Annotated in this window: 15 protein-coding genes; 2 read left to right on the forward strand and 13 right to left on the reverse strand. The window is 35.0% G+C overall.

The genetic code is table 11. From position 1 onward, the window contains the following. Positions 1-76 precede the first annotated feature (76 nt). The 3 genes from M2372_RS02570 to M2372_RS02580 all read right to left on the reverse strand — a co-directional run bounded on the left by M2372_RS02570 (position 77) and on the right by M2372_RS02580 (position 3,016). Positions 77-877 (reverse strand): patatin-like phospholipase family protein, encoded by an 801-nt coding sequence (locus M2372_RS02570; RefSeq protein ID WP_115970639.1) that lies wholly within the window; start codon positions 875-877, stop codon positions 77-79. 259 nt (positions 878-1,136) lie between these two features. Continuing rightward, on the reverse strand, positions 1,137-2,525 hold the full coding sequence (gene lpdA / locus M2372_RS02575) for a dihydrolipoyl dehydrogenase (RefSeq protein WP_115970638.1): 1,389 nt from the start codon (positions 2,523-2,525) through the stop codon (positions 1,137-1,139). Positions 2,526-2,752: 227 nt separating this feature from the next. Then, complete coding sequence (locus M2372_RS02580; RefSeq protein ID WP_228438611.1) at positions 2,753-3,016, reverse strand: hypothetical protein; 264 nt, start codon at positions 3,014-3,016, stop codon at positions 2,753-2,755. 401 nt (positions 3,017-3,417) lie between these two features. Here M2372_RS02580 and M2372_RS02585 point away from each other — a divergent pair, with 401 nt between their 5' ends. Both M2372_RS02585 and M2372_RS02590 read left to right on the forward strand, forming a co-directional pair. After that, the gene (locus M2372_RS02585) at positions 3,418-4,308 is read left to right on the forward strand and encodes a hypothetical protein (RefSeq protein ID WP_123318475.1); all 891 of its coding nucleotides are present in this window, start codon (positions 3,418-3,420) and stop codon (positions 4,306-4,308) included. A gap of 188 nt (positions 4,309-4,496) precedes the next feature. Beyond that, the gene (locus M2372_RS02590) at positions 4,497-4,871 is read left to right on the forward strand and encodes a hypothetical protein (RefSeq protein ID WP_123318474.1); all 375 of its coding nucleotides are present in this window, start codon (positions 4,497-4,499) and stop codon (positions 4,869-4,871) included. Between the two features lie 20 nt (positions 4,872-4,891). On the opposite strand, the gene M2372_RS02595 is transcribed toward M2372_RS02590, so the two are convergent. From M2372_RS02595 to M2372_RS02640, 10 genes are all read right to left on the reverse strand, one after another. Beyond that, on the reverse strand, positions 4,892-5,791 hold the full coding sequence (locus tag M2372_RS02595; protein WP_123318473.1) for a TIGR01777 family oxidoreductase: 900 nt from the start codon (positions 5,789-5,791) through the stop codon (positions 4,892-4,894). 66 nt (positions 5,792-5,857) lie between these two features. After that, positions 5,858-6,562: a YqjF family protein gene (locus tag M2372_RS02600; RefSeq protein WP_123319087.1), complete on the reverse strand. Its 705-nt coding sequence runs from the start codon at positions 6,560-6,562 to the stop codon at positions 5,858-5,860. A gap of 34 nt (positions 6,563-6,596) precedes the next feature. Continuing rightward, complete coding sequence (locus tag M2372_RS02605) at positions 6,597-7,058, reverse strand: SRPBCC family protein (protein ID WP_123318472.1); 462 nt, start codon at positions 7,056-7,058, stop codon at positions 6,597-6,599. 11 nt (positions 7,059-7,069) lie between these two features. Next, entirely contained in the window at positions 7,070-7,882 is an 813-nt protein-coding gene (locus M2372_RS02610) for a DCC1-like thiol-disulfide oxidoreductase family protein (protein ID WP_123318471.1), read from the reverse strand. 5 nt (positions 7,883-7,887) lie between these two features. Continuing rightward, positions 7,888-8,259 (reverse strand): hypothetical protein, encoded by a 372-nt coding sequence (locus tag M2372_RS02615; RefSeq protein WP_123318470.1) that lies wholly within the window; start codon positions 8,257-8,259, stop codon positions 7,888-7,890. A 78-nt stretch (positions 8,260-8,337) separates the two neighbouring features. Next, positions 8,338-8,739: a hypothetical protein gene (locus tag M2372_RS02620; protein WP_123318469.1), complete on the reverse strand. Its 402-nt coding sequence runs from the start codon at positions 8,737-8,739 to the stop codon at positions 8,338-8,340. A gap of 7 nt (positions 8,740-8,746) precedes the next feature. Beyond that, positions 8,747-9,091 (reverse strand): hypothetical protein, encoded by a 345-nt coding sequence (locus M2372_RS02625; RefSeq protein WP_123318468.1) that lies wholly within the window; start codon positions 9,089-9,091, stop codon positions 8,747-8,749. Between the two features lie 74 nt (positions 9,092-9,165). After that, positions 9,166-9,669: a GbsR/MarR family transcriptional regulator gene (locus M2372_RS02630; protein WP_115970629.1), complete on the reverse strand. Its 504-nt coding sequence runs from the start codon at positions 9,667-9,669 to the stop codon at positions 9,166-9,168. A gap of 251 nt (positions 9,670-9,920) precedes the next feature. Beyond that, complete coding sequence (locus M2372_RS02635) at positions 9,921-11,921, reverse strand: von Willebrand factor type A domain-containing protein (protein ID WP_123318467.1); 2,001 nt, start codon at positions 11,919-11,921, stop codon at positions 9,921-9,923. A 195-nt stretch (positions 11,922-12,116) separates the two neighbouring features. Continuing rightward, positions 12,117-16,634 carry a TonB-dependent receptor plug domain-containing protein gene (locus tag M2372_RS02640; RefSeq protein WP_123318466.1) on the reverse strand — a complete coding sequence of 1,506 codons (4,518 nt, stop codon included), beginning with the start codon at positions 16,632-16,634 and terminating at the stop codon, positions 12,117-12,119. Position 16,635 lies beyond the last annotated feature (1 nt).

The raw sequence follows: 16,635 nt of genomic DNA on the forward strand, positions 1-16,635 counted from the left end.
GAAGGAGAAGGCTGGTATTCAGTTTTTTTTTTAAGTCTGAAGTTTATTTCTTCCTGCTTCCTTTTTTTATGTAATGCTAAGTTCCGGCCTGTTTCAGCTCTGTCAGAAAACGACTGCCGTCATAGCTTTCTTTAGCGGCTTGATATCCGATATCAAAAATCTGCTCTAACCGATCTTTTCCACGTTCAAAAGTTCCGTAAGCTGCTAGTTTCTGAGAAGAAATAAACCAGTCACAGTAATCAAATTTAACCTTTTCGATCCTGTAGGAAAGGAGATCATATGAGCGGGAAACAATGGCTTTGATTGAATTCAGGTCTTTAATTTTAGCTTCATTGGGTGGGGAAACAAAAACTCCGATCAGTTTATCACAATCGTCTCTGATGATATCTGCCGGAAAATTGTTCAGGACTCCGCCATCACAATACATTTCATCCCCGATGATATATGGAGTGGTAATTCCAGGAATAGAACAGGAAGCAATGATAGCATCTACAATCTCAAAATCTTTATCAAAGATTTTCTGAGTTCCGCCCACCAGTTCTGTTGCCACAATTTTCACGTCAATATCCAGATCACCCAATTTCATCTCATGAAAAATGGGTTTAAGATAATTTCTGAAAATAACTGAGGAAACCAATCCCGGCTGATTGAATGCAAAATGTTTCCAGTTGAAAAAATATACGGAATTAAAAAATTCCAGAATTTCTTCCGGAGTTTTTCCTATAGCATGAAGACATCCTACGATAGACCCTGCACTACAGCAGGAAAGGATATCTGTTTCTATATTTTTTTCTTTCAAGAATTTCAATACTCCTGCATGCGCAATTCCTTTGGTACCGCCGCCTGACAAAACAAGTCCTACTTTCTCAAAATTCATTGAATAAATGTAAGAAAACAGGTTGATATAATCAGGTTAATTTTTATAAATATGCTTATTTTAAAATTATTTTAACATAAAACTATTAAATAGTGAGTAAGATATTATCTGGATACTCCTAAATATAGGCAATTAAAAACCTAACAAAAAATGAAGGCAAAACAAAAAATTGCTAATAAAAATTATTTTCTTCATCGTTAATTATAAAAAAAGCTCAGATTACTCTGAGCTTTCTTTATATAAATTTCTGTATATCAAATTAAATGTGGATCACTTCTCCGTAAGCTGCTGCTGCTGCTTCCATGATCGCTTCAGAAACTGTTGGGTGCGGGTGGATTGATTTGATGATCTCGTGACCTGTAGTTTCCAATTTTCTAGCTACTACAGCTTCAGCAACCATATCAGTTACTCCTTCACCAATCATATGACATCCTAACCACTCACCATATTTAGCATCAAAGATTACTTTGATAAATCCGTCTGTATTTCCGTTAGCAGTAGCTTTACCACTTGCAGAAAGAGGGAATTTACCTACTTTGATTTCATATCCTTTTTCTTTAGCCTGCTTTTCAGTAAGACCTACAGAAGCTACTTCAGGGTGGCAGTAAGTACATCCAGGGATATTGCCATAGTCGATTTTCTCAACGTGCATTCCTTTGATTTTCTCAACACAAGTGATTCCTTCTGCAGATGCAACGTGAGCAAGAGCCTGAGTTGGGATAATATCACCGATTGCATAGTAACCAGGTACTGAAGTTTCATACCATTCGTTTACTAAAACTCTACCTTTATCTGTCTGGATACCTACTTCTTCTAAACCGATGTTCTCGATGTTAGCAGCGATACCTACAGCAGATAATAATACATCAGCTTCAAGGGTAATGTTTCCGTTAGCAGTCTTAACGTTAGCTTTTACTCCTTCACCAGTTGTATCTACACTTTCTACAGAAGCGTTTGTCATAATTTCGATTCCTGATTTTTTCAGAGATTTCTCTAAGTGTTTAGAAATTTCTTCATCTTCTACAGGAACGATGTTTGGCATAAATTCAACAACAGTTACTTTAGTTCCCATTGTATTATAGAAATCAGCAAATTCTACTCCGATAGCTCCAGAACCTACAACGATCATAGATTTTGGCTGCTCAGGAAGAGATAATGCCTGTCTGTATCCGATTACTTTTTTACCATCCTGCGGTAAGTTTGGTAATTCTCTTGAACGAGCTCCTGTAGCAATGATAATGTTGTTAGCAGTATATTCTACTACTTTACCGTCTTTATCTGTTACAGAAACCTTTTTACCTTTCTGTACTTTTGCAGTACCAAGAATTACGTCAATCTTGTTCTTTTTCATCAAGAACTCGATTCCTTTGCTCATTTTGCTGGCAACGCCACGGCTTCTCTGAATCACATTCGGGAATTCGAAGCTTGCTTCTACTTTATTTAATCCGTAGTCTTCAGCATGGTTGATATAATGAAAAACCTGAGCAGATTTCAATAAAGCTTTTGTTGGAATACATCCCCAGTTAAGGCAAATTCCTCCTAAGTTTTCTTTTTCGATAATTGCGGTTTTGAAACCCAATTGTGCTGCTCTGATTGCAGTAACATATCCACCAGGACCACTTCCAATGACAATAATATCGTAATTCATTACTTTAAAAATTTTTATGCGAATTTAAGGAAAAATATTGGATGTTTCACGTTTCCTCCAATTGATCTTAAAATGCACCAATAAGCCATTTTCGTTTAATTTTAAACAAAAAAAGAGAACACTAAAAGCATTCTCTTTCAACAAAAATTATTTTAAACTACAAACTTCGTAAAATTTCCTCTATAAAATTTTACGTATCAAATTTTAATAAGTGCAAGAAATCCGTATTATTTTACTTGTTTAAGCAATCGTTTTTCTGTCTGATATCTTTTATTTAAAGCCTTCATCTGATCCCTTTTCATCTGTTTGGTCGCTAAAGGATGATTCAGTATCAGTTTCTTTTCTGTATTGTATTTTTTATCCAGTTCTTTCATCTTAAGACTGACCAATTCATTTTTTGAAGGGTGTGGTGGTGCCGGCGGATGTTTCTGACCGAAAACATTCATCGATAAACCAAATACTAACAGGGTTGAAATCAATAACTTTTTCATGATGCTTATATTTTTGAATGAATTCAATCACTTACTCAAATTCATTCAGGTTTACATTTTAATCTTACATATATCGTACCAATATTTTCTTCTAAAAAGCAGTATATCTATAGCTTAACAATATTTTTCCTGTTTGAATCTATTCTAAGTAAAATGACAAAATATTATCATTACTCTAAAAATATCGAAATAGAAAATTATACAACAACAAAAAACAATTTAATCAATAAAAACAAAAACAACACACTATCAATTAGTTACAAATAAAAGAAGAACGAATGTAAAAATTACAAAATATCACAGTGTAGAGATTTATGTTAAATAACATTAAAATTCATTAACAAAAAAACACAAATGTAATTATTTTCTATATTTTTGTAAAAACATTTAAAAAAATCAACATGAAAAAATACATTTTACTTTTTTTATTTGGAGCTGCAGTATTAAATGCACAGGTTGGCATCAATACCCCAAATGCCAATAGTACTTTAGCTGTTAACGGATCTTTAAGAGCAGGTTATAAAGAAGTGTCGGTAACGAGTTACGCTGTTCTGGCTACAGACCATTATATTACTTACAATGGATCAGCTAATACAACATTTACCCTTCCCGTTATTGGAACCGGAACAGCAAGTTATACCGGAAGAATTTACAAGATCAAAAATATTTCTTCTTCTACGATTACGCTTCAGGCTTCCAGCGGCAATACTCTTAGAATTGACAATACTCCGGTTGCTTCATTTGTTATTCCTGTAGGGGCTTATGCTGAAGTAGTGAACAATGGTAATACTACAGGCGGAACATGGGATTTGTCTTTCACAGTTCTTCCTAAGCCAAGTAATGTGGAGATTTATGGGGCGCAGCTTACCATACCTCCTCATAGTGGGTCAAGTGCACCGATTGCAGACTGGACAAACCACACCAATACATCCTTTGATACAGGAACAGGAGCTGATGCTTGGTGGATTATCAGCAAATCCTCTGTAAGTTCTGCATTTGGTGCAACTAATGCTACTACGGGCTATACGAACAGTAGCAGAATGACTCTTGTATATGAATATCAGGGCGCATCATTCAACGTAAACAATATGTATCCTATCCTTACAGCAGGGAATAATTCAAGTTATCCTGATGTATTTACAGCATCCTTTGTAAGTCTTGCCAATGTAGGTGGAAAAACCAGGCTTACAGTATCTGTGGCTCGTGTAGATTTTATGGGAACTAACGCAGGGAATAGCAGTAACTGGGCTGGTACATTCCTGTTGAATGTTTTGTTAGCAAGAAAATATTAAAATTATGGCACAGGCAATTGTAAAACCAATGGTTTGCCTTCCAAAATTTCTACTCCTTCAATGATATCATTGAAGGAGTTTTTGTTTTTGAGTCATAAATTCTGTCTGAAAATCATTGATCTTAAGTCACTGGTTGTGAAGTTTTTTATACCTTTAATGACCATTTAGCCACCATTCAAAAAAAATCTATGAAAAAAAATACACTCACCAGAGACAGCCTTTGGATGAAGGAGCCTGAAGATCATGATTTTCCTGCAGCTGCAGATTATCTGGAACTTCTTTTTCCCCCTGATGAAGTTCGGAAAATTGTAGAAAAATTAAAAGAAGCAACAACTGTTACCAAAAAATCTAAGGATATTCTCAGAGCCAGCAAACTTGCTCTGCTTCCGGATACCAATATCCATGTTAAGGAGAACCTGAAAAAGGTAGAAAAGAATAAAAAGCTCTCTCCTATTCTGCTGGTAAGAGGAGAACATGAACTGATCATTGCTGACGGTTATCACCGCTTATGCTGCAGCTATTATCTGACAGAGGATCTGGAAGTTCCCTGCAGGCTTGTGTAGACTTACTCTGTCACTAAAATTTATAACTTCAGCAAATTAAGGATTGCTTCGTCAAAGGTTGGATAAGAGAAGTGAAATCCACTTTCCATTAACTTTTGGGGATAAACGTTACGGCTTTTCAATAAGAGTTCGGTTTCTGTATTCAGGAATACAGAGGCAATTTCTAACTGCCAGACGGGTGCATTCAATCCAAATGGTGCTTTGAATTGTTTTCTCAGTTTTTTCATCATGGCTTCATTGGATAATGGGGCGGGTGCTGTTATGTTTACCGCTCCATCCCTATTTTCATTTTGAATGATCCAATCTACAGCCTTACAAAAATCTTCAATATGAATCCAGCTTACCATTTGATTTCCTTTTCCCTGTTTTCCGCCCAAGCCTAGCTTTGTAATCATTTTTAGTTTTGGAAATGCACCTCCATTATTTCCCAATACAATAGAAGTACGGAGCGCCACTTTTCTTATTCCACTATTTTTGGTTTTAAAAAATTCTTCTTCCCAGCTTTTGCAGATATTCATTGAAAAATCATCGCCAATAATTCCGTTTTCTTCTGTATTTAAATGTTTTTCTGAATGTACATAGATCGTTGCAGAGCTTGCATTGAGCCAGATTTTAGGTTTTAGGATACAATGATCAATAGCTTCCTGTAATACTCTTGTACTCTCGATTCTTGAATTATAAATTTCTGCTCTGTTCTTTTCATGGTAACGGCAATCAACAGATTTCCCTGTAAGATTGATGAGTACATCTGCCTGCTCAAGAGTCTTTCTCCACTCTCCTATTGTTTTAGCATCCCAATAGATTTCGTTTTTACGTTTAGGATTGCGGGTAAGGATATAGACCTGATCTCCTTTTCCCGTAAAATATTTTTCTAAATTTTTCCCGAGGAATCCTGTTCCTGCTGCTATGATTATTTTCATTTTTATATTTTAAAGATTCATTAGGTGTATTGATACAAGTTACAAATTATTGAAAATCATTATTTTTCAAATAATATATCTCTTGGTTTTTACCTGGATTTCAGAACCTTCTGCCAACATCACTGAAATAGGTTCTTTATTATTAAGACATTTAAAATCACTTCCATACATCTTCTGAAAATCAATTTCCAACTGATAGTCTCTCACCTGATAACAATCCCATTTGGGGTGGCAGACTTCATATTCTGAGGTTTTATTTTCTTTCCTGGTAAAACCGTAATAATGTTCTGTAATGAATTCAAATTCTGAATCAGTTTCCATAGGCTGTGCCTTGTTCTCTGCTGTAATCTGAATAGAATGCCAAATTTTGTCTTTCCATGAATATCGGATCAGCAATTCATCTTCTTTATGATGAATCAGATTTTTCATCGGCAGGGTATGATAGTTTTCCTTGTAGAGAGAATTCGCTACAAAACTTAAGGCTGGCTTCGGAACAATCTCCTTAATAAAGACAACTCCTCTTTTCCACTCTCCATTTTCGTATTTCTTTACATAGAATCTGAGATTTACCTCTTCAAAATTTCGGTGAAAAGGAATAGGCAAGCCCAGTAATTTTGTATTTAAAAACATAAAACCGACAACACTTACATAACATTTACCTTTATAAAAATCCAGTTCCGTACCTTTCGGAAGGTATTTTAATAGTATATCCGGATTTATTTCGTAATTGATGATGGCTAACTTTCGCCATTCTGCTTTTAAAAAATTCATGATGGTGTTTTCTTGTTTGATTAATTTGTTTGTATTACTGTCTGTGTTTTGATTCTGCAATCGTTTTAATTAGTCGGTTTCTTTCCATCAGAAATTTTTTGAGGTAATTTCTGAGGAAAAGCTTATTGAATATTTTTCCTATTATTCCCAGTGGAGATTCGAAATCAAAGATATCTGTCATCATTGTTTTATCATTTACTATTTTAAAAATATGCTGATGATGTAGGGATTTGAAAGCACCTTTCTGCATTTCATCGGTAAACTGATTGGGTTTTTCCATACTGATGATCTTTGTGGTAAGGGTTTGGTACACTCCCAAATGTTTTGCTCTCCAGGTTACGGTTTCATTTTCTTCAATCAGACCGGATGTGCGACCTGCTATTGCTTTTTCGTGGGTTCTTGAGGTTGACTGCTGGTGTAAATCTATATTTCTTGCTAAATCAAAAACAGTTTGAATATCAGCTTCAATAAGGGTTTCTAAATAAATTCTTGACATATCAATAATTTTTAAATGGTGGTCAAAATGATGATGGTCAGTGCCGTTAATCTGAACAACATCCATGAAATAGTAGGAAAGTAATTCAGTTTTAAAATTCTGCATCTTCTCAAATGTTCAATAAACATGATGAATACTACAACTCCGAAATAGATGAGATAGAAAACCGACGTAAAACTGACAAGCAAAGCCGGAATTAAGAGCAAGGTTCCCAGTAAGGAAACGGTCATCATATTTCCAAGGTAGTCCCAAATCTTATCTTTTAAATAGCTTTTTAAAAATAAGGTTTGCCAAAGGATCTGACCTAAGCATACGGTTAATTCTCTTAAGAGATTCGGCGTTAGATTGACACCAAGCTTTCCTGAATATAAACTTAAAATATACGCTGAAAATATGGCCACAAAAGCGATATAAGACAATCTGTATTTCAGATTAAAAGTCGGAACACATGACTTTTCTGTATAATCATTTTTGGATGGAATGATCTGTTTACGGTTATAGGATACAAAGGAATATAACTTCCTAAAGAACCAATAAAGAGGTTGCAATTTTGCAATCTTTACTAATAACGGAAATGAATTTCCAATGATCAGCAACAGGCTATCCAGGCCATAAATCACTTTATTATTTTCATGGTCTACCAGAGCAATCTCGTTTTTTGCCCGGTGAAAATCCACCTGAATTTTGTTTCTATCTGACATCTCCGTAAAGGCTTCTCTTCCATTTTCATCTAGCATACCACATTTTGTAAACCCTCTGGAATAGATACTGCACATGGGACATTCATTATCGTAGATGAGGGTATGATTTTTGAGTGTTTTCATGATATTTATTTTAAAGATTTATACAGATTATGGCTTTCAAAAACATATAATAATGCCATAAAAGGGCTGTAGAAAAATGCTGCTATTACAATACATCTGGGAATAGCTGTAATTTTATAATCAATCCCACTTGTTCTCAGTATTAATATTATTACTATAGAAATCCACACAGGCAGTATTACCATTCCATAGATCAGAAAGAGCGGTGATATTTTGACTTTAAGAAAAATTTTAACTAGAAAACTTACTAACTGAGGGAGCCCTACAATAAAGTAAAAGAATATCCATCCGTTCCAACCTTTAATGATCGTAACAAGAACTCCGGTTATCATGAAGAATATCTGTATATAAACGTCATATTTTATAAACTTTTTCATCGTGTTTTATTTTAAAGGTTAAGAAAATCTCCCCGGGTTCGTTTGTGTTTTGATCTGAAAGTAAGATACATCCAGATCCTAAAGATCAATGTTTTCATTTTTAATCTGGTTTTCTTTATTTAATGCGTGTTTACGGCCTTTCAGGAATAATAGTAAGTTTAAAAGCATCATTATTCCAAGATAAATGGAGAAACCGCCAATCTTTTTGCTCAGGGCAACCACTAATCTTTCAATACTTTCAATTTGAAAAAACTCGATAATACATAATGCAAAACCTATATTCAGAAGGTAAAAACCAATCTTAAAAAGGGAATTTGTTGCCATAGCGATGTCTTTTTTCTGATGAAAAATATCAATCATAAATGCTTTTGAATTTTTGAACAGAAACTGTGATACCAAAACTGTAAGGCTTATTACAATAGGTAAATAGATCATGTAAACTGAAAAATTATACGTGGTAGTTAAAACTGTAAGTGCCATAATAGTATTATTTAAATGTTAGTTTTTTTCTCAAAAAATACAAGGTGAAAATATTCGTATAATGCAATCCACATAAGATTAAGATAATTCCCCCAATGCGTACAGCAGTTATTTTTATCATCTCTTCTATATTGTCTATTCTTTCCCAGTTTGTAAGGCTTATAGCGATATAACCTAAATTCAACAGATAATAACATCCAAGAAGAATTCTATTAATAGTCAGGCAGAGATTTTCATCATGAAGCAAATATTTTAAATAGTCTTTTCCTGCCTCATAACATCTTCTTCCTACGTCAATCGTAATATAGGAACTGATGCTAAGGAAAATCAGATATGAAATAATATTGAACATTTTAAAAATATTATATTTTCAATAATTTTTGAAAGCTTAATTGAAATAAAAAAGGATCTTCATCCCTTTCTATTTTATTTCAACAGGTTGGTAATTTTGCCTACCAGCCAGTGATCATCACTTTTAATCGCCAGATCCATAATATTATTGATCTTACCGGTTACAGAGCTGAAATCATCCATTAACTTGATGAATTCCTTTGCTTCCTCCGAATCGTTATCTTCAATATTCCTTAATTCTTCCAGAAAAGAAATGACCGGCTCAATCTCTCTTTTTCTTCTTTCTTTGGTGATTTGTTTGAAAAGATACCATACATCTTTCTCCGCAACGAAGTATTCTTTACGATCTCCTTTTATAAATTCTTTTCTTACAATGCCCCAGTCTATCAAAGCACGAAGGTTCATATTGGCGTTCCCTCTTGAAATTTCCAGTTCTTGCATCACCTCATCGGTAGACAATGGTTTACCACTCGCCAAAAGCAATGCATGCACCTGTGCCATCGTTCTGTTGATTCCCCAGTTGGTTGCAAAAGTTCCCCAGGTCTGAATGTATTTTTCTTTGGCTTCTGAAAGTTGCATTTTGTCTGTACTTTAAATTTCTGATACAAATGTAATTATATTTTTTGAATTTTCAATAATTATTGAAAATAAAATATAAAAAACCGCCTCACATTACTTAACAAACTGTTTTACAGTGTAGTTTTATTTCTAAGCATTAAATTTTCAGAAATGCTTAGAAGTAAAAATCCGCTTCATAAAGAATGAAACGGATTTTAAGATCAAAGTAAAGATCATTGAATAAATTAAAAATCTATCCCTTAGTAAATATATTATTGCTTAATTGCTTTATAGCTTTCAACCAATCTTATAAATTCTGCTCTGTACCCTTCTGTATCTATACTTCTTCCCTCTTTTGCCAGGTTTCCAATCTCTTTCAGATCTTTATTTTTAATGAATTTAGACTCTCTTAAAACCAACCCGAACCATGCCACAGAAGAAGCAAATTTAAAATCCGGACTTACTTTTGATTCAGATAAAGACTCTTTTTCAATAACTTTGGTTATTTCCTGACTTTTATCTTCATTCGGTTTTTTATAACGAAATTTAACAGTTGCCAATTCATTGTCGAAGTTTTTTGCACTAGAAGAAGATGAATATTTCAGTTTTGTATCTTTTGGAAGAAACTCAGACTGCGCGCCAATCGGTATAATCTCGTATAAAGCAGTAACGGTATGCCCGCTTCCTAATTCTCCAGCATCTATTTTATCATCTATAAAATCTTCATTCCTTAACTTTCTGTTTTCATACCCAATCAAACGGTAAGACTGTACAAATTCCGGATTAAACTCTATCTGGATCTTTACATCTTTTGCTATAGTGTATATACTTCCTGCAAACTCACGCCCCAAAAATTTATTGGCTTCCTGCATATTATCAATATAGGCGTAATTTCCATTACCCTTGTCTGCCAAGGTCTCCATTTTATTGTCTTTATAATTCCCCATTCCATACCCTAAGCAGGTAAGAAAAATTCCAGTTTTTCTTTTTTCTTCAATCAACGTCTCAAGTCCTCCTGTAGAAGATACTCCCACGTTAAAATCACCATCTGTTGCCAATACTACTCTATTATTTCCATCTTTTATAAAGTTTTCCTGGGCTAGTTTGTAAGCAAGTTCAATTCCCTGTCCGCCTGCTGTACTTCCACCTGCCTGAAGATTATCTAAGGCTTTAATGATTTGGGCTTTTTCTCCGGCTGAAGTAGAGGGTAATACTACTCCTGCACTTCCCGCATATACCACAATTCCTACTTTGTCCTGAGGCCGTAACTGATCCAATAAAACTTTAAGAGAGGATTTTAATAATGGTAATTTATTGGCTTCATCCATAGATCCTGAAACATCAATCAGAAAAACGATGTTGGATGCAGGCAAGTCATCCATCGGAATATTTTCTCCCTGTAATCCTATTTTAAGTAATTTATGTTTAGAATTCCATGGAGCGTTTCCATATTCAGTATTAATAGAAAATGGCTGGTTCTTTTGAGGCTGTGGATAATCATATTTAAAATAATTGAGCATTTCTTCTACTCTTACTGCATCTTTATCTACTTTATCTCCATAATTAATCATTCTCCTGATATTGGAATAAGAGGCATTGTCTACATCTATAGAAAAAGTTGATAATGGCTGCTTCTTTGTTAATTCGAATGGATTTTCCACTAATTTGCCATATTCTTCATCATTATAATTAACAGGCTTTAGGGTCTTTGTGCCAGGCTTTTTAATTTCTTTTATTACAGCATGAGTATTGTAGGCCTTTTGGGGAGCAGTATACGGTCTTCGACCTGTTGAAGATACTACTTCAGATGCTATCAAACTTTTAGGTTTTGGGCATCCATTATATTCTGGTGCTCCCGGAACAGTAGGACATGCATCATCTTTATCCAGAACTCCATCTCCATCTGTATCAGGCCATGGGCAGCCATTATTCTCAGGAGGTCCAATTACAGTTGGGCAGGCATCATCTTTATCAATGACTCCGTCCCCATCAGCATCAGGCCACGGACAGCCATTATTTTCAATTGGCCCTGCCACATTCGGACAAGCATCCTCTTTATCAGTCATTCCATCTCCATCAGTATCAGGACAGCCCTTAAATTCAGCTAACCCTGCTATTTCAGGACATTGATCTTCCTTATTAGGAATACCATCCTGATCTTTATCTTTTCTGATACTGTATGTTTTGTTTTCTTTTGACGGGTCCGAAGCCTGTTGAGTTTTACAGCTTAGCAATAAAGAAAATCCTAATATGGTTATAATCGTTTTTTTCATGTGTTATCAATTTCTGTGGGAAATTATTAAAATTATTTCAAATGGAGAGGAGTAAAGGCTGGAAGATGGGAAGAGGGAGGTTACTTTAAGGTTGGATGAACATTGGAAGTCATAAAAGTCACTTTAAAAAGTGGCAAATAAACATAATAGTCATTCTTTATGATCTCCATAACTTCCAGCCCTCTGCCTCTCCTTCTACGGCAGAACTTCAGCCTTTATTCCCTGGTTCCAGTATTTTGCTTCCGGCATATAATAGAGGTATACATTGCTTGATTTTCCTGTATAGGTTCCTGCAAATTCTACTTTCAGATCAAGGTTGATGGTTTTCGTTTCTTCTGCACCGAAATGCTCCCAATACAATACCAGATAATTATCAAAAATCTCATAATAAGAAATCTGTTTTTTATCTATTAAATCCTTCATTAAAGCACTTTGCAGAGTCAGTCCTGCAGGAATACCAATTTTAGCAACGGTCATCGGTAACTGATTATTTATTTTATTTTTAATTGTAATGGTCATCCGACTGGTTTCTCCTACCCTGGAATTTTCAGACTTTAATTTTGTATCCATCATTAAAGGTATATCAACATTTTTCGGAGCCTGTAAGGTATAATATTGATATTCTAAGTTATAGAAGAGTCCTGCTTGTGCCGGGTAACTGATACTGATCTTATTATTTCCGGTTTTATAAGCTGATGAAACGTTTATACCGGATGATACTGATGCATTATTTACTTTAATAACAGGAACATCATTGCTATATAGTTGTTCGTTTTTTATAAAAACCTGAGACAGGGCCTGCAGTGCCAGACTTGTTGCCTGAGTAGAACCAAATCCATAAACTCCATTATAGCTCATCAGCATATCTGCTACTTTTACAATGGCTTTCTGATTATGCTTTTCATCTTTCTGAAGCGCCATTATATACAGGGAAAGTGCTTCTGCATCAGCAGAAATTCCTCCGGAGCCGGTAAAGGTTGTTTCAGCTTTAAATTTCAGATCTTCAAATTGCTTATTTAAAGTAAATACCAAAGTATCATATTCTTTAGATTTTCCGAGATTAGCAGATATATTTGCCAGTAAAGCTAATTGATATGCGTCGTTTTTCAATAAAGCTCTGTTCAGCAATACCTGGTAGGAATCCTCAATTTCTGTTTTAAAACCTAACTTAGACAATGCATAGAGAACATACATATTTCTGGACCAGTAGTATTCTGAATATGTTGCTGATTTTGATTCGTAAAATTTCCTTACTTCAAAAAGTCCGTTTCCGCTTTTCTTTGATAAAATAAATGATGAAAGTTCCTGGATCAATTTAGGATCTACAGCGATATGCTTTTTAAGATCTGTAAACTCCAGTAAGGCAAATGCAGAAAGAGATACATCTGATTCAGTGGTGTTAAAATATCCTACTCCACCATCTTTATTTTTATAGCTCAGCATTTTCTGAAAGCCTTTTTTCAGGTTTCTGATGACCAGACTTTCTGTAGAGCTGTCTATCCTTTGGCTTGATTTTAAATAATCCAGGATAAAAATATTGGGATACACCGTTGAAGAAAGCTGTTCAAAGCATCCGTGAGGTTCCTTCTTCAGCCTTTCAAGATCATTAAACATCTTCAGTGCTGTATTTTCAAAAAGATTATAAGATGAAAACAGACTGCCATTGATATATTCAGGAATATCCAACTGAATTTCCTGTGCTTTATTATCTATTACGGAAAACTGATGCAGAAATCCTTTTTCTTCAACTTTAAAAGGTAGAATCATTGTTTCCCTGAAATCTCCTGATCTTATAATGAACTGAATATTTGAATTCACAACCTCATCAGTTTGTATTTTAGCATATAATCTCCCCGACTCCAGCGGCTTTAAAGTAATCAGGCTGTCAGAAGAAATGAGTTTTACGTGATTAGGAACAATAACATCCATAGTCATTTTCCTGATCTCCTTTGAATTGTTTTTAATCACCACAGGAATAAGCATTTCATCTGTTCTTGTCAGATACTGTGGAATCTTAGCATCAATGGAGATCAGACTTTGCGCTGCATACGTGGTTTCATCTCTTCCTATAAGTCCGGAAGCTGAAATACCTTCTGTTATTGCTCTGAATGTGGAAGTGGCATCAGAATTATAAAACTCTATTTTTGCTTTTCCGTTTTTATCTGTTTCTACTACAGGATTCCAGTAAAGCGCTTCTCTATAATCAAATCTATAAGGAGTATTAGTTGTTTTATATTCGGGATAAGCAAAATGTTTACTTTCAGAATAATGGGTAAGAGCTGTACTAGGAATAGTCATCACTGCAAAATAAGACTGAGGGGTAATATCAAACTTATTCTGGGTAGTACTACCAGTATAAGAATTAATAATAACGACACCATTAGCAGCTCTGCTCCCATAAATAGCAGTTGCTGCGGCATCTTTAAGTACAGTGATACTGTTAGCATCGTTTGGATTAATTGCTGTATTAAAATTTTCTACCGGAACTCCGTCTACCACAAACAAAGGGCTTTTGTTTGGGATGGAAGAGGCTCCTCTGATTACTATATTTCCTTTCTGCTGGTCTCCTGCCGGGATAACGTACAATCCTGCTACTTTTCCCTGCAATACTGATCCATAATTAGAATCTTTAATTTCAGAATTGGCTGTAATGCTTACTGAGGAAGTATTTGTCTTTTTATTCATTGTTGTTCCATATCCTACAAGAATAACTTCTTCAATGTTCTTATTACTTTTACTGCCATCAGATGAAATAAAATCTTCAGGCCTTACGGATTGTGTTACAGGTGTTGTCTTTTTCGGTGTTTCTTTGATTTCAGACTCCTTTATGATCTCTTCTACGTCTATATTCTTTAATTTTTGCTCAGCCAGCGGATTAATCTCCAGTTTATAGGCCAAAACTCTGATCTTTACTTTATGTCTTGGTTTAAGGGATTTTGCAATGACTCTGTATGAAGCGCTGTATTTCATTCCTGAAAAATAAAACTTTCCGTTTTCTGCTGTTGTTTGCTTAAGAATCTGCATATCATTTATTTCGACCAGAAAAACATCGGCTTTTACGGGATTTTTATTCTCATCTTCTACCACACCGTATATGGTACCTTTCTTTTCCGGAAGGTACTTATATTTACCTGTTTTAATAATCTCCGGAATGGGTTCAAAATACCGGTATCCGTTGGTCAGCATCACAAGATCCAGACTTTTATCTGCTTTTTCTTCTTTTGTGTCGAAATAAAACTGAGGCTTTTCAATCTTTCCTTTCAGTTCAGAATCCATCAGGAGCCATGAAATGATATGGTTCTGTTTATCATCAGCATAAGTCCAAAGTTTATCATCCACAACACTTATTGCCAGGTTCGCCGGTATAGGATTATTGTACCTGTTGGTAGTTTCAATATTCAGGACTACTTTTTCTCTGGGCTGGTAGTAATCTTTCACAGACTTTACCTTTATATTCAGCTGCTGATCTTTATTGGTAAAAACAATACGTTCTGCAATGGGAACATTATTTTCAAACAGTGTAAACCGACAGATTCCAACCGGGAAGTTTTTTTCCGGCAGTTCAAATAGGCTGATCCCGTTTTTCAAAGAGAGCTCTTTGCTGTATATTTCTTTTTCACGGAAAAAGCCTTTCAAAATGATATCCCTTTCCTGGGTGGAAGCTGTTTTAAATGAAAGCTTTTCATTTTCTTTTTTGATATTCAGCACCAACCCTTCATTTTTAGGGACTGGCAGATGATAAATCCGGGTAATTTTTTCCGGCTTTACTACTTTTGCATAGTACGTTTCTCCTGTTTTCGGGGTGAAAAGGAAGCTTCCCATTCCGAAATTATACGCGGAAACTTCAGTTATTTTTTCATCTCTCTGATTGTAAATATTCAAAACTGCGTCTACAGGTTTTTCATATTCATCCAGTATTTTAAAAGCAATATTCTGCTCTACTCCACTGATAAAAGTTCCTCCTTCCGGCAAAAATTTCACATCCAGATGATTCAGAACAATAGGAATATTCCGGGAAATAGATTCTGTAAACCCATCAAAATTCACTTTGATATTCAAAAGGGCATCAGAGGATTTCAAAATCTGCGGTAGCCTGAACTTCAAAAGTTTTTTTCCTTCTTTATCTGTTGCAAGTTTGCCTTCTGTAACAGTCTCTCCGTTATGGGTCACCACATAATCAGCTTCATAAAAAGGAATGGGCAAGTTACCCAGGCTTCTCATAGAAAAATCAGCAGTTACCTCATCGCCTGGACCATATCCTTTCTTAGGAAAATCAAGCTTCATTAAAATTCTCGGAGATACTATTTTCTGCAGGGTAATTTCTTTTTCAAAGGCATTTTTTCCTTCTTCATTCTGCATCCAGTTGGTGTAGGCTCTGATCTTGTAAATACCCCCCTTCATGTCATTAGCAAAGAAAAAATACCCCTCCGCATAGCCATTGTTCACTTCATATTTTGATTTTGTAAGGACACTTCCTGCGGGATCTATAATTTCCCAATTGACCACTTTACTGTCCTCAGCCGGAAGGTTATTTTTTCCCTGTACTACATATATTTTAAAATACATTTCCTCTCCCGGTTTATAGAAAATATGGTTGGTCTGTATATACGTTTTTTCTTTTCCAAAATCCGGAAATGTGTTCTGTGCCTTCAGAAATACGGAGGAAAACAACAGGGTCAGCAGTATGATATATGATGTAAATTTAAAATTCATG

Origin of the sequence: Chryseobacterium sp. BIGb0232 (assembly GCF_024810195.1) — a bacterium.
In the GTDB taxonomy this organism is placed as follows: Bacteria; Bacteroidota; Bacteroidia; order Flavobacteriales; family Weeksellaceae; genus Chryseobacterium; species Chryseobacterium pennae.